The following is a 16,111-nucleotide window of genomic DNA, read 5'->3' as shown; positions in this document are numbered from 1 at the left end:
TACCGGGCAAGTAAAGGCCAGAGAATCACTCGAAGTGATGACGAATCCTTGCCGGGGTCTTTACCCAGGCACTTTCTCCCCGCTGTGGAAGCCCTCACACCTCGAGACTGCCGTCATCGGCCCCGTCGTCCCCGCCTCCGGTCCCGTCCTCGCTCCCGCTCTCGCCCTCGTCGAACGTCGGCGGGGTGGTGGTCAGGCCCAGAGCCTTGCGCGCGGTGACCGTCTTGCGGGAATCGATGAGCTCCCACCCCTGAGCGGAGTGCTCGTAGAAGGCGTCCAGGTCGTCGGCCTCGGCGGCCTTCGCCCATGCGGCCTCGGCCTTCTCGAGCTCACCGATGAGTTTCGTCACCGGCCGCTCGGCGTCGGCGGGCCACTCGTGCTCCCGCAGCATTCCGCTCTGCTCGGCGAGCGCCTCGGACATCTGCCCCGCCCACTTCTGGTTGCCGGGCAGGTCCTCCTCGGCCTCCGCCACGGGGACCCGGTACAGCGCCGCGTTGAGGACGTGCGTGGCCTTCAGATAGGCCACCTGGTCCGCGTCGAGCGTGGTCTCGTCCCGGCGCAGCGACCCGGTGAGGGTGGCGTCCGCGTCCCGGTTGCCGAACACACAGGTGATCACTCGGTCGCCGTGGTCCCAGCTCTCCCGGGACGGCGTGATGTGGTACACGTCCACGTCGGACGGCAGGGCCCAGGCGTCCATGGCGTAGCCGTCCTGGAGGGCGTAGCACCGGTCGTCGGCGGTGTCGACGAGGCTGTCGTCGCCCGGGAAGGCGCCGTCGGGCAGGGTGACGAGGGCGAAGACCTCCCCGTCGTGCTCCTGCGAGCAGGGCACCTGGTCGGCCTCGATCGCCCAGCCCACCAGTCCGTCGGGCGAGTCGAAGCAGTCGCCCTCCTCCAGGGCGAGGACCGTGTTGCCGCGCGCCCCCTCCTTGAAGCCCTCCCAGAAGTCGGCCGCGGCTCCGGTGGAGAGCGACAGCGCCCACAGCGCCAGCCCGACGGAGGACAGCACGGATCCGGCGATCGCCATGCCCCGGCCGCGCTCCGAGCGCCGACGGATCTGCCACAGCGCGATCAGCCCCAGCACGAGTCCGACGGCCGGCAGGAAGCACAGCAGGCCGCACACGAGGGCGGCGATGGCGACCCCGTTGACGGCGCTGACGGCCGGGGGCTGAAGCCCGTAAGGGCCGTACGGGGGGTAAGGGCCGTGGGGGCCATGGGGGCCTTGAGGCCCGTAGGGGAACTGCGGTGGCGGATGGGCCCCTTGCGGCTGCGGAGCGGCGTACGGGCCCTGGGGGTACTGCCCTTGGGCGTGCGGGCCCGGGAAGTCCTCGGGCTGACGGGGCCCGGGGGGCGGGGGTATGGACACGGGTGCCGTGCTCCTGGTTCTGCCGTGCTGATGCGGAGAGGTGCATCCGCTGGACGCGGGCCGACATACGGCTCCGCGCGCATCGTAAGCGGGCTGTACGCGGGGCCCGTCGGGGTGCCCCCGGGTCGGGCCGGGCCGGGTCCGCTGGACCGCGTGCCTCTCAGGACCTCTCGCCACATGCCTCATGCCTCGCCCCCGCGGCGGACGGCGGGTCACCGGTCCGAAGTCCGACCACGGGGACGAGGCACAGGAACAGCGATGATGGGGGGTCAGGCCCTATGTCAGAACTGCAGGGCCCAGCCGTTGAGCCGCCCGGTGTCCCACCACGAGCGGTCACTGACGCGCAGCTTCCACGTGCCGTTCGCGGTCTCCGAGGAGGCATCGACCGTGTACGTGGTGTTGATGTTGTCCGAACTGCCGCCGGTACCGTACGACTTCAGCGTGTACGCCGTGCCGTCGGGGGCTACCAGCTGGACCTGGAGGTCACCGATGTAGGTGTGGGTGATGTCGACCTCGACGGCGAGGTTCGAGGGCGCGTTGCCGGAGACGCCGGAGACCGTCACCGGGGACTCGACGGTGGAGAGGTCGTTGATGGTGTAGCCCGTGGTGTTCTCGAAGCGGTCACCGGTGGGCGGCGGGGTGGTGCCGCCCTCCCCCACGTTCAGCAGGAGGTTGGGGGAGCCGCTGCCCGGGTTGCCGACGACGCCGGTGGTGGCGGCGGCCGTCAGCGCGGAGGAGACCTGGGCGGGGGTGGCCGAGGGGTTGGCGGCCAGGTGGAGGGCGGCCGCTCCGGCGACGTGCGGGCTCGCCATGGACGTACCGGAGATGGTGTTGGTGGCCGTGTCGCCGGTGTGCCAGGCGGAGGTGACGGAGGAGCCGGGCGCGAACACGTCGAGGATCGAGCCGTAGTTGGAGTAGCTGGCGCGTGCGTCGCTGGAGGTGGTGGCGCCGACGGTGATCGCCTCGGCGACGCGGGCCGGGGACTTGGTGGAGGCGTTGGTGGACTCGTTGCCCGCCGCGACGACGAAGGTGACGCCGGAGGCGACCGCGTTGCGCACGGCCGTATCGAGGGCGCTGTCGGCACCGCCGCCGAGGGACATGTTGGCGACGGCGGGCTTGACCGCGTTCCGGGCGACCCAGTCGATGCCGGCGACGACCTGGGCGGTGGTGCCGGAGCCGGAGTTGTTCAGCACGCGGACGCCGACGACCTTCGCCTTCTTGGCCACGCCGTAGGCGTTGCCGGCGACGGTGCCCGCGACGTGGGTGCCGTGGCCGTTGCCGTCCTGGGCGGTGTTGTCGTTGTCGACGGCGTCGTAGCCGTAGGAGGCACGGCCACCGAAGTCGCTGTGCGTGATGCGGACGCCGGTGTCGATGACGTAGGCGGTCACGCCCTGCCCGGCCGAGTCCGGGTAGGTGTACGAGTTGTTCAGCGGCAGGCTCCGCTGGTCGATGCGGTCCAGGCCCCAGGAGGGCGGGCTGGGCTGGGTGGCGGTGATGTGGAAGGTGCGGTTCTGGACCACCGAGGCGACGGCCGGGTCGGCGGCGAGACGTTTCGCCTCGGCCTCGGATGCCTCGACCTCGTAGCCGTTGAGGGCCTTGGTGTAGGTCCGCTCGATCTCGGCCCCGTACTTCTCCGCCAGGGCGCGGCCCTTGGCGGAGCCGGCCTTGGCCTCGTCCGCCTTCAGGGTCACGATGAAGCTGTCTGCGACGGCGTTCGCCGCGCCCTCGTACTGGATGCGGCCTTCGGCAGCAGCGGGGGCCGCGCCGGCGGGGAGTGCGGCGACGAGCCCCGCCACGAGCGCCGCGCTGGTCGCGACGCCGAGGGTGGCCATTCTTCGCCGGGGATGACGCATCACTGCCATGTGAGGGTTCCTCCTCAGTCGGTGGTGCGTTGCTGTGGGGGATGGTGCGGTCGACACACGTGCTGCGCGGGTGGCACAGCGGGTCCATCGTTGACCTGCCCATGTCAACTCTCTGTGACCGGTCAACTCCGTGCGCCAGATGAAAGATTGAGGGTTCCACAGGAATCACACAAGGGCCCTGCACGAACGAAACAGACCTGTCATGCGCGCGTCATATTCCCGCCGGGCCTTCGAAGGGCGCTTCTCCGGCGGCGCACCACGTCACGCGGAAGACCCCGCCGGACGTCCTCGAGCAAACACACGAAAGCCGCACCTCGGTCGAAGTGCGGCACAGTGAGCACGAGATCACCGCGGGGCCACGCCGGGCTCCGCGAACGGATCCGAACGGATCGACGTCCCGGGCGGCGACGTCAGCGCGGGCCGGCGGGCGGGCAGCGGTTTCGTCGTACGGGCCTGCCCACCCGCGGGACGGCCGTCGTGCCGCTCCCGCCGGTGGCCGGCCGTAGCAGCCCCCTCACGGGGTCAGGGCAGGGGCGTACCGCCCGTCGCGTTGAGGATCTCCGCGGTGATGAAACCGGCCTGCGCCGAGGCCAGGTAGACATAGGCCGGTGCCATCTCCGCCGGCTGGGCGGGACGGCCGAGAGGGCTCTGTTTGCCGAACTCGGCGGTGTCCTCCAGCGTCGCGGGGATCAGCGGGGTCCACACGGGACCGGGCGCCACGGCGTTCACCCGGATCCCGTCGGAGGCGAGCATCTGGGCCAGGCCCTGCGTGAACGTGACGATCCCCCCCCTTCGTCATCGCGTAGTCGAGGAGATGGGGGGTGGGCTTGTAGGCCTGGACGGACGCGGAGTTGATGATCGAGCCGCCCGCCGGGATGTGCGGCAGGGAGAACTTGCACAGCCAGAACATGCCGTAGAGGTTGGTGCGCACGACCCGGTCGAACTGCTCGGTGGAGATACTGCCGATGCCCTTCGGCTGAGCCATCTGGTAGGCGGCGTTGTTGACGAGGACGTCGATGCGCCCGAATTCCGCCACGGCCCTTTCGACCAGCGACCGGCACTGGGACTCCTCGCGGATGTCGCAGGCGACGGCCACGGCGCGCCGGCCCGCCTCCTCCACGAGCCGCGTCGTCTCGCGCGCCTCGTCCTCTTCCTCCCGCAGATGGGTGAACAGGACGTCGGCGCCCTCCCGGGCGAACGCGAGGGCGACCGCTCGGCCGATACCGGAGTCACCCCCGGTGACCACGGTCTTCCGGTCCTTCAGCAGCCCGCTGCCGCGGTAGGAGTCCTCGCCGTGGTCGGGCGGTGGGTCCATCGGACCGGTCCAACCCGGGTGCGGCTGGTCCTGCGAGGGGAAGTCCGGCTGCGGGTGCAGGCCGGTGGGGTCCTGCGGTGCGTCGTTTCCGTCCGTCATCGTGTCGCCTTCCTGTTCACGTCGTCCTCTCTCGCGCCGCACTCTGTCCGCGCCGCACTCTGTCCACGTCGCGTTCTGTCCGCCTCGCGCTCGGCCGTCACACGGAACGCTGGTTGTACGCCCTCGACGCGCGGTCGTTGAGCGCGCTGCCCCACGCGCGGACCTTGCGCGCCACCGGATGGGACGGCGGCCCGACCTCGGCACCCCTCCGGAGCCCTCGCGGGCCGCCTCCGGCAGACGGCAGCATGCGGGCGGCCAGGGCGGTGGCCCGGGTGGTGAGCGCCGGCGCCACACCGTGCGCGAGGCCGGCCGCGCGGGCGGCGGGCGTGAGCACGAGGCGCGTACGCCGCCGCTGGATGCCGCGGACGATGGCCTTCGCCGCACGGCCTGCGTCCATGGACACCAACGGCATGCCCGCCAGCGTCGAGAACCAGGCGAACTCCTTCTCCTGCTCGCCCCCGAAAACGGCGTGCAGGTGCGAACCGGTGCGCATGAGGCCCGGATGCACGGCGGTGACGGTGACGCCGTCGCGGGCGGCTTCGGCATAAAGCCCTTCCGCCAGCGTTCCCACGGCGGACTTGGCGCAGGAGTACGGCAGCAGGTGCGGGGCGGCGAGCAGCCCGCCGACCGAACCGATCAGCGCGAGCCGGCCGCCGGCCGGGCTCCTCCGCAGATACGGCAGCGCCTCCAGCGACGTGTGCAACGCGCCGTAGAAGATCGTGTCCATCGCGGACCGGAACTCCTCGGCGCCGAGGGCCTCCACGGGTGCCACCTGGATGATCCCCGCGTTGGCGATCACCAGGTCGACGCCTCCGCAGTCCCGGGCGGCCTCGCCGAGCGCGTCCCGCACGGCCGCACGGTCCCGCACGTCGCACACCGCTGTACGGATGCGTGCCCCGCGGCGCCGGCGGAGCAGTTCCGCCGCCAGGGTCAGCTCATCGCCGTCCCGGGCGATCATCGTCACGGCGCAGTGCCGAGCGGCCAGCTCGTCCGCGAGGAGCAGCCCCAGTCCCCGCGAGCCGCCGGTCACCACGGCTGACAGTCCCCGGATGGACGGGGCGGCGGTCAGAGGTGACATCACGGCCTCCTTGTACGGTGCTCGGCCCGCGCGGCCTCCTGGCGTTGCGGATCGGGGTGCCTCGCGGACGAGTGCCCATGTCGTGCGCGGTTAACGCCTGCGGCACGACGCGGTGGAGCAGCGCTGTGCGGTGCGGCAGCGTGGTGTGGCATGCCGCTGGTTGCGGGTACCCGCAGAGCGCCAGTGCCTGTGACATCCGTGTGAGACACGCGAGACGGAGGAGACGCGTCATGCCGTCCGGATCGAGCGCCAAACGAGAGCGGCAGTACGAGCACATCAAGGAGAGCGCCGAGGAGCGCGGCAGGTCGGAGGAGCGTGCGAAGGAGATCGCCGCACGCACGGTGAACAAGGAGCGTGCGCGTTCGGGTGAGGCCAAGACCTCGAGCAAGACCTCCACACAGGACCCGAAGTCCGCCTCGCAGCGTGGCGGAGAGCGTTCCCACAGGGGTGCGCAGGGCCCCACGAAGGATCAGCTCTACGAAGAGGCGAAGAAGAAGAACATCGAAGGCCGTTCGTCCATGAACAAGCAACAACTGCGCAAGGCCGTCGGGCGCTGACCGCCCACGCCGGAACGGACCGGCAGGGCCGCCCCGCGGCCCTGCCGGCGCCCCGCGCCCGCCTCTACCACTCCGGTGCGGGCGCGCGGCGCCGGCGTTCAGCCGCGTTCGCCAGTTCGCAGAGGAGCTGGTGGGTCTCGACGACGAGTTCGCCGCCCGTGGCGACCGCCGCCCCTTCTTCCCGCCGGATGTCCGCGGTCAGTGCGTCGTGGGCGCTCAGCGCTTCTCCCAGTGCGGCCTCCCGCCGGTCCCGCTGGGATGCGGAGAGGGACCGTCCGGCCTTCTCCAGGACCTCCGCGTCCACGCGACACGCGGTCGCCGCCTGCCCCAGCACTTCGGCACAGCGGGCCAGGTAAGCGGAGGAGGGGGCCACGAGGCGCGGCTCGTCGCCGGCCGCGCCGTCGAGGGTGCGGGTGATGGCGACGAGATGACCGCTGACCCGCTCCCAGGCCACGTCCGCTTCGACCGGGGGCAGCGCGGGACCGTTGCGGCGCATCCGCCACCCGGGGTTGAACCGGTAGCTCTCCGAGGTCCACCCCCTGGCATCGGCCAGGGCCTGCACCGTCCCACTCAGCCGCCGGGCGCGGTCGTGCCACTGCGCGGCGTCCGAAAGCCCGTCTTCCTCACGGAGCCCCTCGGCCACCGAGGCCAGGAGCTCCCCACTGTGGTGGACCAGCGCGTGAAGGTTCTCCCGCACACTGCGCAGATGCACCGGCGGCAGTACGAACGCGTTGACCGCGACACCGACCACGGCTCCGATCAGCGTCTCGAGCAGCCGGTGGCCCACGTCTCCCGCTGCGGACGCGCCGTAGGTGATGACGAACAGAGCCGTGGTGGCGCCGTAGATGCCCTGGCTGCCCAGTCGGCGGTAGTTGCCGATCAACACCAGGGGCGGCAGGGTGAGGGCCATCGCGACCAGGGTGGAATTCCCGGCGACGGCCAACGCCGCCGAAGCCCACAGCGTGCCCACCACGATGACGGCGAACTGCTGCACCCCCGAGTGCACCGACCGGTAGACGGTGCTCGCCACCAGCACGATGGCGGTCCAGGGTGCCAGCAGGGCCATCGGCGCTTCGAGCCACCACCCGGTCAGCGCCCAGGCGGCGATCGCCGCGCCGGCGGCCTTGAGCGACTGCACCATGGTGTCCCGTTCGGGGCCCGGACGCCTCAGCGCGGAGCGTGCGCTACGGCCCACCGCCGCAAGCTCCCACCCCAGCGTGCGAGGCACCCTTCGAAGCCACGCTGCCAACCGCTCTCCCTCCTGTTCCACGTCCGGTCCCCCCGGCCGCCTCCATGGCGCGGCCGGGGCGCCGGAAACACCCCGTCCCTTCGCCCCGGCGCGAGTACCCCGGCGCGGCCCGGGACACGCGCACCCGGCCGGCCGGGACGGTATAAAGAATTCCTATATCCGGGGAAACACTCTTCGCGGCTAGGCTCATGCCTCAATCATCCGGGCCGGGATCCAGGCCTTCCGCATTTCTCCGCGCAAGAGGAGTTCATCCGTTGAACGCGATGTGGCGCGTACAGCCGAAGAATACGGCACTGCTCGTGATCGACATGCAGAACGATTTCATTCTGGAGGGGTATCCGATGGAAGTGCCGATGGCACGCCGGAGGATACCGGAGATGCAGAAGGTGATTACCGGATGCCGAGAGGCCGGCATTCCGGTGATTTACACCCAGCACATTCTGCTCGACACGTTCGACGTGTCGCCGCTGGAATCCACCTACAACCCGGCGCTGCTGACCGCGGGCATGCGCGGCGGCACGTTCGGCGCGCAGGTCGTCGACGCCCTCGCACCGGAGCCCGAGGACGTCGTCGTCCAGAAGCACCGCTACGACGCCTTCCACAACACGCGGCTGGAAAGCGTACTGGCCGGCATCTCGGGCCTGCGCCAGGTGGACACGGTGATCATCATCGGCACCCTCACCGAGGTCTGCTGCGATTCCACCGCGCGCGGCGCGTACATGCGCGACTTCAAGGTGGCTTTCGTCGCCGACGCCACCGGAGCGCGCAGCGACGCGACACAGAAGGCGACGGAGGAAACCATGGGCACGTTCTTCGGCCGGGTCCTCGACAGCGGAGAGCTGGTCACGGAAATCCGTGAAAGCGAAAGCAGAGAAGGAAGAGCGGCATGACGACAAAAGAGTACGACGTCCGCTATGAGCGCTCGGCTGTTCTGCTGCTGTCCCTGGGATTCGGTCTCGTCGGCCTGGACCGCTGGATCATCAGCCCGCTCTTCCCCTCGATGATGAAGGAACTCGGGCTCGACTATCAGGACCTGGGCAACATCATCGGCGTCCTCGGTCTGGCCTGGGGTTGTTCCTCCCTCCTCATGGGCGGTCTCTCCGACCGGCTGGGACGGCGCAAGGTCCTGGTCGGTTCGATCGTGTTCTTCTCGGTCTGCTCGCTGCTGACCGGCATGGTCGGCGGGCTCGTCAGCCTGCTCCTGGTGCGGGTCGTCATGGGCATCACCGAGGGGGCGTTCTCCCCGACCGCGGTGGCCGCCACGGCGGAGGCGTCGCGGCCCGGGCGGCGCGGGTTGAACATGGGCATCCAGCAGAGCACCTTCGCCCTGTTCGGGGTCGGCCTGGGGCCCATCATCGCCACCCAGTTGCTGAGGATCCTGCCGAGCTGGCACTGGGTCTTCGCCATCATGCTGCTGCCCGGCCTGGTGCTGGCCTACTTCGTCTTCCGGACCATCCGCGAGCCGCACCAGCTGCCGACCTTCGAGTCCGCCGTCGCCCCCGTCTCTCCCCAGGAGCGGACCCGCTGGCTGGACGTCTTCCGCTACCGGAACATCCGGCTGGCCATACTGGCGCTGTGCGGCGCGATGACCTGCATCTTCGTGCTGAGCGCGATGGTGCCGAGCTACCTGGTCGACCACCAGGGCATCGGAACCACCCAGATGGGCGTCATCGCCTCCGGCATCGGTTTCGGCGCCTTCGCGGGGCAGCTGGTCATCCCCGGGCTGTCCGACCGGTTCGGCCGCAAGCCCGTGGTCGTCGTCTCCCTGCTGATGGCGATGGCCATGCTGGTCGGCTTCATCCTGCAGGGGCCGGTGGTGCCACTGCTGTTCCTGCTGCTGTTCTTCATCGCCTTCGGCGCCAACGGCTGCCTGGCCCTGCTCGCCGGAACCGTGACCGTGGAGTCCGTCCCGGCCGGCCTGATGGGCGCCGCCGCGGGCACCGTCATGGGCGTCGCGGAGATCTTCGGCGGCGGGGTGGCCCCGTCCGTCGCCGGATACCTGGCCCAGAACCACGGCATCCACACCGTCCTCTACCTGGCGCTGGGCGGACTGCTGCTCTGCGTGGTCGCCGCGTCCTTCCTCCAGGAGACGGCACCGAAGAAGGCCGGCCGCACCGGCAGCACCGACCCGGTTGCCACGGCCCCCGCGGGCGCATAGCGCCCGCCCGGCGGATCATGCCCCGGACACGGAGGCCGGCACGCCCTCCCCCATGAGCGGGAGGGGCCTCCATCGCCCCCGCTCACCGGCACTGACGAGGCACCGTCGATTCCCTGCGACCTGCTCCACCGAAGAAGCCCTGGCGCCCGCCCACCGTCCAGACCCCGCCGCCCGGACCGGGTGACCCGCGTGTGAGCGCACGGTCATCCGGCTCCGGGCGCCTCGGCGTCCGCCTCGGCGTCCGTTTCGGCCAGGAACCCCGCGATCGACCGTGCGAACGCCTCGGTCACCCCGTGGTCCCGTCCCGCGTCACTGATGCCCACGGTGACGTTGATCTCCGGCAGCAGTCCGGGCAGCGGGGTCGCGGGGAGGTCCGCGGCGCACCGTTCCCCGTCGGTGAGGACCACTCCGGCCGGGACGACCGTGATGCACTCGCCCAGCCGGATGAGTGCGTGCATGGTCCGGTAGTCGTCCACCACGTGGAACCGGGAGATCTCGTACGTCTCGATCAGCGTGGTGGTGATCCGCGCGTGGTGGGTCAGCACGGGGTTGTCGAACAGGACGAACCGGTAACGGGAGAGAAGGTCCTTCAGGGCGAGGGCACTGATCTCCTCCAGGACGGTCCCCGGCGGATGGACCAGCGCCATGTCCTCGGTGCCGATGACCTCGGTGCCGAACGGGTGGTCGGACTCCGTGGAGTAGAAGAGCCCGGCGTCGAGCTGGTTGAGTTCCAGCAGGTCGATGAGGGTGGTGGCGGGTCGGCTGGTGACCCGGAACTCGCCGGCTCCGTAGTCACCGAGCGCGCTGCTCACCACGGCTCGTACGGAGCGCTCGGACAGCCAGTTGTCCACGCCGAACATGACCCGGTGCGGATGGCCGGCCACTTCGGCAAAGCTCCGCGGCTTGGCCGGGTCCTTGTCGCCGAGGACCGCCGAGGCGTTCGACAGGTCCCGGATGAGCTGGGCGGCGTAGGGCAGGAAGTAGGACCCCTGGGGGGTGAGCACCACACCGGTCCAGCCGCGTTCGAACAGCGCGAAGCCGAGGCTCTCCTCCAGCCTGCGCAGCCGCTGGCTCATGGTCGGCTGGGTGACGTAGAGGGCGGCGGCGGCCTTGGAGATGCTCCGGTGCCTGGCCACCGCGAGGAAGGAGTGAAGGGCCTCAAGGTCCACGAATGCCCCGTCTCGGTCACGAGCGAACTGGATGAGACGGACCCTACTGCCTCCCGGAGCCCTTGTGACCTGCTACGGACCACACGACCGCGGGCCGCTCGCCGCCCCGTTCCTCACCCCCACGCACGCCTCGCCCGGTGGGACAGCACCGCAACCGGCCCTGCCTGCAACAGCAGCACCACGGCCGTGCCCAGGGCCAGGGGGAACACCGGCCGGTCGCCCGCGGCCCCGATCGCCCAGGCCGCCAGAGCGACCCCCGCCCCGGTCACCACCAGCGGAAGAACGAACCAGTACCACAGAGCGCTGCCATGACGCTGCGGGCGAAGCAGGTGGGCGAGGCCGGCGAGCACCCCCAGGACCGCCAGGTAGCCCAGGTAGACGCTGACGGCGGCGGTCAACTGAGGCTGGTACAGCGGTTCGTTCTGCGTCACCTGCCGCACGTCGCCCCGGGCGACGGCCACCACCTCGCCGCGCCAGACGGTTCCGGTGACCCGGTCCCCCCGCTCCAGCCGGTGGAAGAGCGGCTTCTCGCCTCGCATCCGGACCGTTCCGTCCCAGCGGCCGGAGCCGGCCAGGGTCAGCTCGTGATCGTCCGAACCCTTCGCGTGCGTCACCGTCACCACGTCCTCCACTTGGAAGTCCACCGCGCGCAGGCACTCCTCCCCCTTCTCGTACGGCGCGGCCGACGAGCAGGGAACAGCGGCCCGGTAGGCCCGGTGGCGGGCGACATCCTCCGGAATGCCGGTGAACAAGTCGTGGCCGAGAAGCCCCAGGAAGAGCGCGACGATCAGGAGGGCCGCGCCCCCCACCCGCCTCCCCACCGTGTACCAGGGCAGCATCGGCCCCGCCCCGACCGCCCTTCGCGCCCTCTCCCGCTGCACCAGGCGGGCACCCCCGCCCACCAGGCCCACCAGCACCGGCAGCAGACCGAGCAGGAGCAACGCGTCGGAGAGGGCCATCCGGTCGTTCCACGTCTCCACCGAGGTGAGATCCCCGCGGTTCGGGCCCTCCACCTCGATCCAGCCCGTGCCCCATCCCTCAGGGCCGTCCCCTCGGGCCGGAGGGCCGAGCAGCGACGGATCGCGTCCGGGGTCGCAGAGGTACTCCCCCTCCCGTGGGCCGGCCCAGGGATCGTCCCACGCGACCACGCACCGACCGTCGGACTGCTCCTCCAGCACCGCCAGCTCGACCAGCTCGATCTCGGTCGCCGTCTCGGACACGTAGGCCCCGGCCCCCACCAGCAGCAGCCCCAGAAGCAGCACCCACCGGAACACCGGGCCCGCCCCCGCCGTCCTCACCGACCCACCCCCGGCACCCCGCACCCTTGGACGGGCACAGTGTCCCTCGGACGATGGACTTGATCAACGACGGTCTCAGGCAGTGGAGGGCCCGTCGGCGACCGGTCCGCTGATCCGCCGCTCGCCCCGTCTCTCATTCGGGTACCGCGGGCCGCTCGTCGGCCATGCCCAGGCGTGCCTGTTCCTCCTCGACGATCCGGCGCGCCAACTCGGTGTCCGAGACGTCGACCGCGTCCGGGGAGGCTTCGGCCACGGCGCTGCGGCGGGCGTAGGCGTCGAACAGGCGGGTCTTGTCCTCCAGCATCCTCACCATGCGTTCGTCCACTCCCCCGGTGGCGAGGAGGCGGTGCACGCAGACCGGCCTGACCTGGCCCATGCGGTGGGCCCGGGCCACCGCCTGGTGCTCGAGGGTCGGCTTGATCTGGGGTTCGCAGATGATGACGACCGAGGCGGCCTGCATGTTGAGGCCGACGCCCGCGGCCTGGATCTGCGCCAGGAGCACCGCGGGGCCCGGGGCACCGGAGAAGTCGTCGACGATCCGCTGCCGTCGTCCGGCCGGGACGCCTCCGGTGAGCGGGCCGAACACCGCGGTGCCGCCGGCGGCTCCTGCGTCGAGTGCCTCCCCCACCACGCCCAGGACGTCCTTGAAGTAGGAGAAGACCACCGTCTTCTGCCCGTTCTCGCCGGCCTCCTGGACGATCTCCCGGAGCCGGTCCAGCTTGGCCGACTTCCCGGGGCGCAGGTACGCGGCCCTGCGCATCGCCATGAAGTTGCCGGCGCGCACGGCCTCCCGGTACGCCTCCTCGTCCGAGGCGCTCAGCTCCTCCCACTCGTCGGTCTGCTGGAGGCTCGGCAGTTCCGTCAGCACGTCCTCCTGGTTGCGCCGCAGGTAGACCGGGGCGACGGCCTTGCGGAAGGCGACCGATCCGGCCGGCGCGTCCCCCTCGCCCAGGGATTCCGCTACACCGTGGTCGAGCATCCGGACCAGGTTGCGGAACTCCGCGACCCTGTTCTCCATCGGGGTTCCGGTCATGAAGAGGACGCGCTCGCAGTGCTCCGCCCACAGGGCGACCGCCTGGGACCGCTTGGCCTTCGGGTTCTTCACGCAGTGCGCCTCGTCGACCACGATCAGTCCGACCTCGCCGCCTCCCGGCGCGGGAAATCCCCGCAGCGCGTCGAACGTGGTCACCCCGACCCCGCCCCGCCCCTTCCAGTCGGCGAACGCGTCGTGCCGGTCGGGGCCGTGGAGCACCGTGGCGCGCAGTGCGCTGCGGGTCTCGATCTCCCGGGTCCAGTTCACGAGGACGCTCGCCGGGCAGACGACCATGAAGTGGCTCTGTCCCTCGGCGGCCAGATGCGCCAGCACGGCGATCGCCTGGATGGTCTTGCCGAGCCCCATCTCGTCGCCGAGTATCACCTTGCGCTGCGCGAGGGCGAACCGCGCGCCGAACGCCTGGTAACCGCGCAGGGAGACCCGCCGGTGGGAGTCGTCGAGATGCTGGGTCCGTACCCGCTCGGCGATCTCGTCGGGCAGGAACCCCTCGGCGGCGGCCGCGTCGGGCAGCCGCCCGGAGATCTCGGCGAGCAGGCTGTAGTACTCGGCCGAGCGGAGCTCGAAGTCCACCCAGGCCGCGACGTCGGACGAGGGGCCCCGCAGCAGGTCCACCGAAGCCTGGGCGAGCAGTCCGGGCAGGCCCGCCTGCTCCTCCTCGTCCACCAGCACCCGGATCCCGGTGACCGCGGCCAGCGCACGAGCCCTCTTCTCCCGGCCCGCCATGAGCATCCGAAAACGCCCGGCGGCGGGCCTGGCGTCGGCCAGCAACGGACCGAGCCGCTCCGACAGTGCGGCGGCCCTGTCGACGGCGCGCCGGGCGTCCGGTCCGGCCTCCACCAGTACGTGCAGGGCCCTGACGAGCGCGGTGGTGCCCGGTTCCGGCCGGTCCACGTCGATGTGGACGGCCACGGTCTCGTGCGCGGCCTCGGACAGCCGGCGGGCGGCGGCGAGCATCTGGTCGACGGTGCGCTGCCCGACACCGGGAATCTGCCGCAACCGGTAGGGGCCCGCTTCGAGCACACTGCCCACCGTGCGCAGTCCGCTCTTCTCGACGCCCCCCAGCCGGAGCCGCCCTTCGGTGACGTCCTGCAGCCGGGCGACGGGGATGGCGTCGAGTTCCCGCCGCACCGCCGCGTCGTGGATCGGCTCCAGTGCCGCCCGTACCGCCTCGACGGCCCTGCCGTGGTCGCCGACCACCGCCTGCGCCGCCTCGTACAGTCGCGCTCCCCTCGCGACCGTGTCCCGTTCACCCCGTCCCACGCTTCCCGCCCCTCCCTCGTCCTCCCCGCATCCTCCCACCGCCCGCACCGGGCCCCGCCGGACGTCCGCGGTGCGCTGCGGACCGCCCCGACCGCACGCGCTCTCGGCCCCGGGTCCGGGTGTGCGTGCCGGGTGTGTAAGTGACGGGAGAGCGGACAAACGCGCGGAATGAGCAACTATCCCGAGAGGACCGCCCCGAGCGACAGCAGGTCCCCGTCCACGGTCTCGTGGCGCGACCCGTCCCAGGGTGGGGTTCCGGGTGCGGGCCCGTCCCCGATGCGGCCCCGGCGGGACGGCGACGGCAGCCTCGCTCACGTGGTGGAAACCCTGCTGGACAAGGGCCTCGTGCTCAACGCCGACATCATGGTCTCGGTGGCCGGGGTGGAACTGCTGGGCATCCGTCTGCGCGCGGCGCTGGCCTCTTTCGAGACGGCTGCCCGCTACGGGCTGGAGTTCCCGTCCGGCACGGACACGGAGACCGCCGCGTGGCGCCGTACACGCGAGGAGAAGGAGACCTGCCCGGCCTGCGGCAAGCGCGCCCCGGTCGAGCAACTGCTGGACGAGTGGTGCCCCTGGTGCGGGTGGCGCAGCGCACAGGCCCAGGTGCGGAGCCGCTCCGGGCACACACTCCCGGCGGCGGTGTCCGAGCGCCGGGAGGAGTCCACCGCCACCGACGACGACGAGGGCGAGGGCGAGGGCGAGGCGGAACGGCGTGACGGCTGACCTGACACCGATGCGCCCCACCCGGGACCCTCGGGTCACCCTGGACGACCTGCTGGAAGTCCTGTTGAACAAGGGCGCGGTCCTGCACCTCGACCTGATCGTCGCCGTGGCCGACATCCCGCTGATCGGCGTCTCCGTCCGGGCGGCCGTCGCCGGAATGGAGACGATGCTGGAGTACGGGATGATGCGCCACTGGGACGAGGACACCCGCGCCTGGGCCGAGCGGTCCGTCGCCCGCCGTGCCCTCGACCTGGGGGAGGACGAGAACATCGTCTGCCGGATGAGCGGCGGCCACCTCCTGACGGAGGGCCTCTACCACGGATGGCGGCCCGGCACCGTCTACCTCACCGACCGGCGCCTCGTCGTCCTGCGGGACGAACCGCGGGAGATCCTGTGGGAGACCGGACTCGACGCCGTCACCGCCGTGCGTCTCGAACCGGAGAGGACGGTCGGGGGCGAGGAACGGCTGCGCCTGGACGTCGCCCTGGCCGACGGCGGTCGGGAACGCCTCTCGGCCCGGGAGCCCGGAGAACTGCACGCCCTCCTCACCGAGGCGTGCGCGGGCCGCCCGGTGGCCGCCCTCCCGTTCACGCCCCCCGTCGAAGAGGATCCGCCCTTCGTCGAGGGGCACCTGTGGTACCACGAACCGCGCCGGGGCGGGCCGTTGTGGCGCGGCGGTCAGGGGCGGCTGACCGCCGACAGGCTGATCTGGAAGTCTCCCGTGGATTCCCGGCCGGCGCTCGCGCTGTCCACGGCGGACATCACCGCGGTGCGACGGGTGCCCGCGTACAGCCCTGCCGGGGAGGGCGGCGTCCTCGCGCTGCACACCGCCACGGGCGACGAGGTGAGGCTGGCCGCGGACGATCCGGCGGCCTGGGCGGAACGGCTGCGCGCGACGGGGCCCGTGGCGGCGACCGGATGAGCGG

12 protein-coding genes and 1 pseudogene are annotated in these 16,111 nt (G+C 71.5%); 5 read left to right on the top strand and 8 right to left on the bottom strand.

The window, feature by feature from the left end; translation table 11 throughout:
- Window positions 1-94: 94 nt before the first annotated feature.
- From AB0I73_RS26680 to AB0I73_RS26665, 4 genes and pseudogenes are all read right to left on the bottom strand, one after another.
- Window positions 95-1,363: a DUF4190 domain-containing protein gene (locus tag AB0I73_RS26680; RefSeq protein WP_363041374.1), complete on the bottom strand. Its 1,269-nt coding sequence runs from the start codon at window positions 1,361-1,363 to the stop codon at window positions 95-97.
- A gap of 281 nt (window positions 1,364-1,644) precedes the next feature.
- Entirely contained in the window at window positions 1,645-3,225 is a 1,581-nt protein-coding gene (locus AB0I73_RS26675) for a S8 family peptidase (RefSeq protein ID WP_363041372.1), read from the bottom strand.
- A gap of 522 nt (window positions 3,226-3,747) precedes the next feature.
- Window positions 3,748-4,639, bottom strand: a pseudogene (locus tag AB0I73_RS26670) (SDR family oxidoreductase).
- A 97-nt stretch (window positions 4,640-4,736) separates the two neighbouring features.
- On the bottom strand, window positions 4,737-5,717 hold the full coding sequence (locus AB0I73_RS26665; protein WP_363041370.1) for an SDR family oxidoreductase: 981 nt from the start codon (window positions 5,715-5,717) through the stop codon (window positions 4,737-4,739).
- 230 nt (window positions 5,718-5,947) lie between these two features.
- Here AB0I73_RS26665 and AB0I73_RS26660 point away from each other — a divergent pair, with 230 nt between their 5' ends.
- Complete coding sequence (locus tag AB0I73_RS26660) at window positions 5,948-6,274, top strand: plasmid stabilization protein (RefSeq protein ID WP_109376812.1); 327 nt, start codon at window positions 5,948-5,950, stop codon at window positions 6,272-6,274.
- A 64-nt stretch (window positions 6,275-6,338) separates the two neighbouring features.
- Here the strand turns inward: AB0I73_RS26660 and AB0I73_RS26655 are convergent, their stop codons facing one another.
- Entirely contained in the window at window positions 6,339-7,469 is a 1,131-nt protein-coding gene (locus AB0I73_RS26655) for an FUSC family protein (RefSeq protein ID WP_363041367.1), read from the bottom strand.
- A 317-nt stretch (window positions 7,470-7,786) separates the two neighbouring features.
- Between AB0I73_RS26655 and AB0I73_RS26650 the strand changes: the two genes are divergently transcribed.
- Window positions 7,787-8,413, top strand: a complete 627-nt coding sequence (locus AB0I73_RS26650; RefSeq protein ID WP_363041400.1) for an isochorismatase family cysteine hydrolase — start codon at window positions 7,787-7,789, stop codon at window positions 8,411-8,413.
- Complete coding sequence (locus AB0I73_RS26645) at window positions 8,410-9,681, top strand: MFS transporter (protein ID WP_363041366.1); 1,272 nt, start codon at window positions 8,410-8,412, stop codon at window positions 9,679-9,681. Before AB0I73_RS26650 ends, AB0I73_RS26645 begins: the two co-directional genes overlap by 4 nt.
- 203 nt (window positions 9,682-9,884) lie before the next feature.
- On the opposite strand, the gene AB0I73_RS26640 is transcribed toward AB0I73_RS26645, so the two are convergent.
- The 3 genes from AB0I73_RS26640 to AB0I73_RS26630 form a co-directional block, all read right to left on the bottom strand.
- Entirely contained in the window at window positions 9,885-10,850 is a 966-nt protein-coding gene (locus tag AB0I73_RS26640; RefSeq protein ID WP_363041364.1) for a LysR family transcriptional regulator, read from the bottom strand.
- 113 nt (window positions 10,851-10,963) lie between these two features.
- A complete protein-coding gene (locus AB0I73_RS26635; protein WP_363041362.1) occupies window positions 10,964-12,148 on the bottom strand; it encodes a hypothetical protein in 1,185 nt (394 codons plus the stop codon).
- A 133-nt stretch (window positions 12,149-12,281) separates the two neighbouring features.
- Window positions 12,282-14,462 carry a DEAD/DEAH box helicase gene (locus AB0I73_RS26630; protein ID WP_363041360.1) on the bottom strand — a complete coding sequence of 727 codons (2,181 nt, stop codon included), beginning with the start codon at window positions 14,460-14,462 and terminating at the stop codon, window positions 12,282-12,284.
- Between the two features lie 168 nt (window positions 14,463-14,630).
- On the opposite strand from AB0I73_RS26630, the gene AB0I73_RS26625 reads away from it, so the two are divergent.
- On the top strand, window positions 14,631-15,185 hold the full coding sequence (locus AB0I73_RS26625) for a gas vesicle protein (RefSeq protein WP_363041358.1): 555 nt from the start codon (window positions 14,631-14,633) through the stop codon (window positions 15,183-15,185).
- Window positions 15,175-16,107 (top strand): gas vesicle protein, encoded by a 933-nt coding sequence (locus tag AB0I73_RS26620; RefSeq protein WP_363041356.1) that lies wholly within the window; start codon window positions 15,175-15,177, stop codon window positions 16,105-16,107. The genes AB0I73_RS26625 and AB0I73_RS26620 overlap by 11 nt, the downstream gene beginning before the upstream one ends.
- Window positions 16,108-16,111 lie beyond the last annotated feature (4 nt).

The sequence above is a fragment of the Streptomyces sp. NPDC050388 genome (assembly GCF_040655635.1).
Lineage (GTDB): Bacteria > Actinomycetota > Actinomycetes > Streptomycetales > Streptomycetaceae > Streptomyces.
This window is presented reverse-complemented; position numbering and strand designations above follow the sequence as displayed.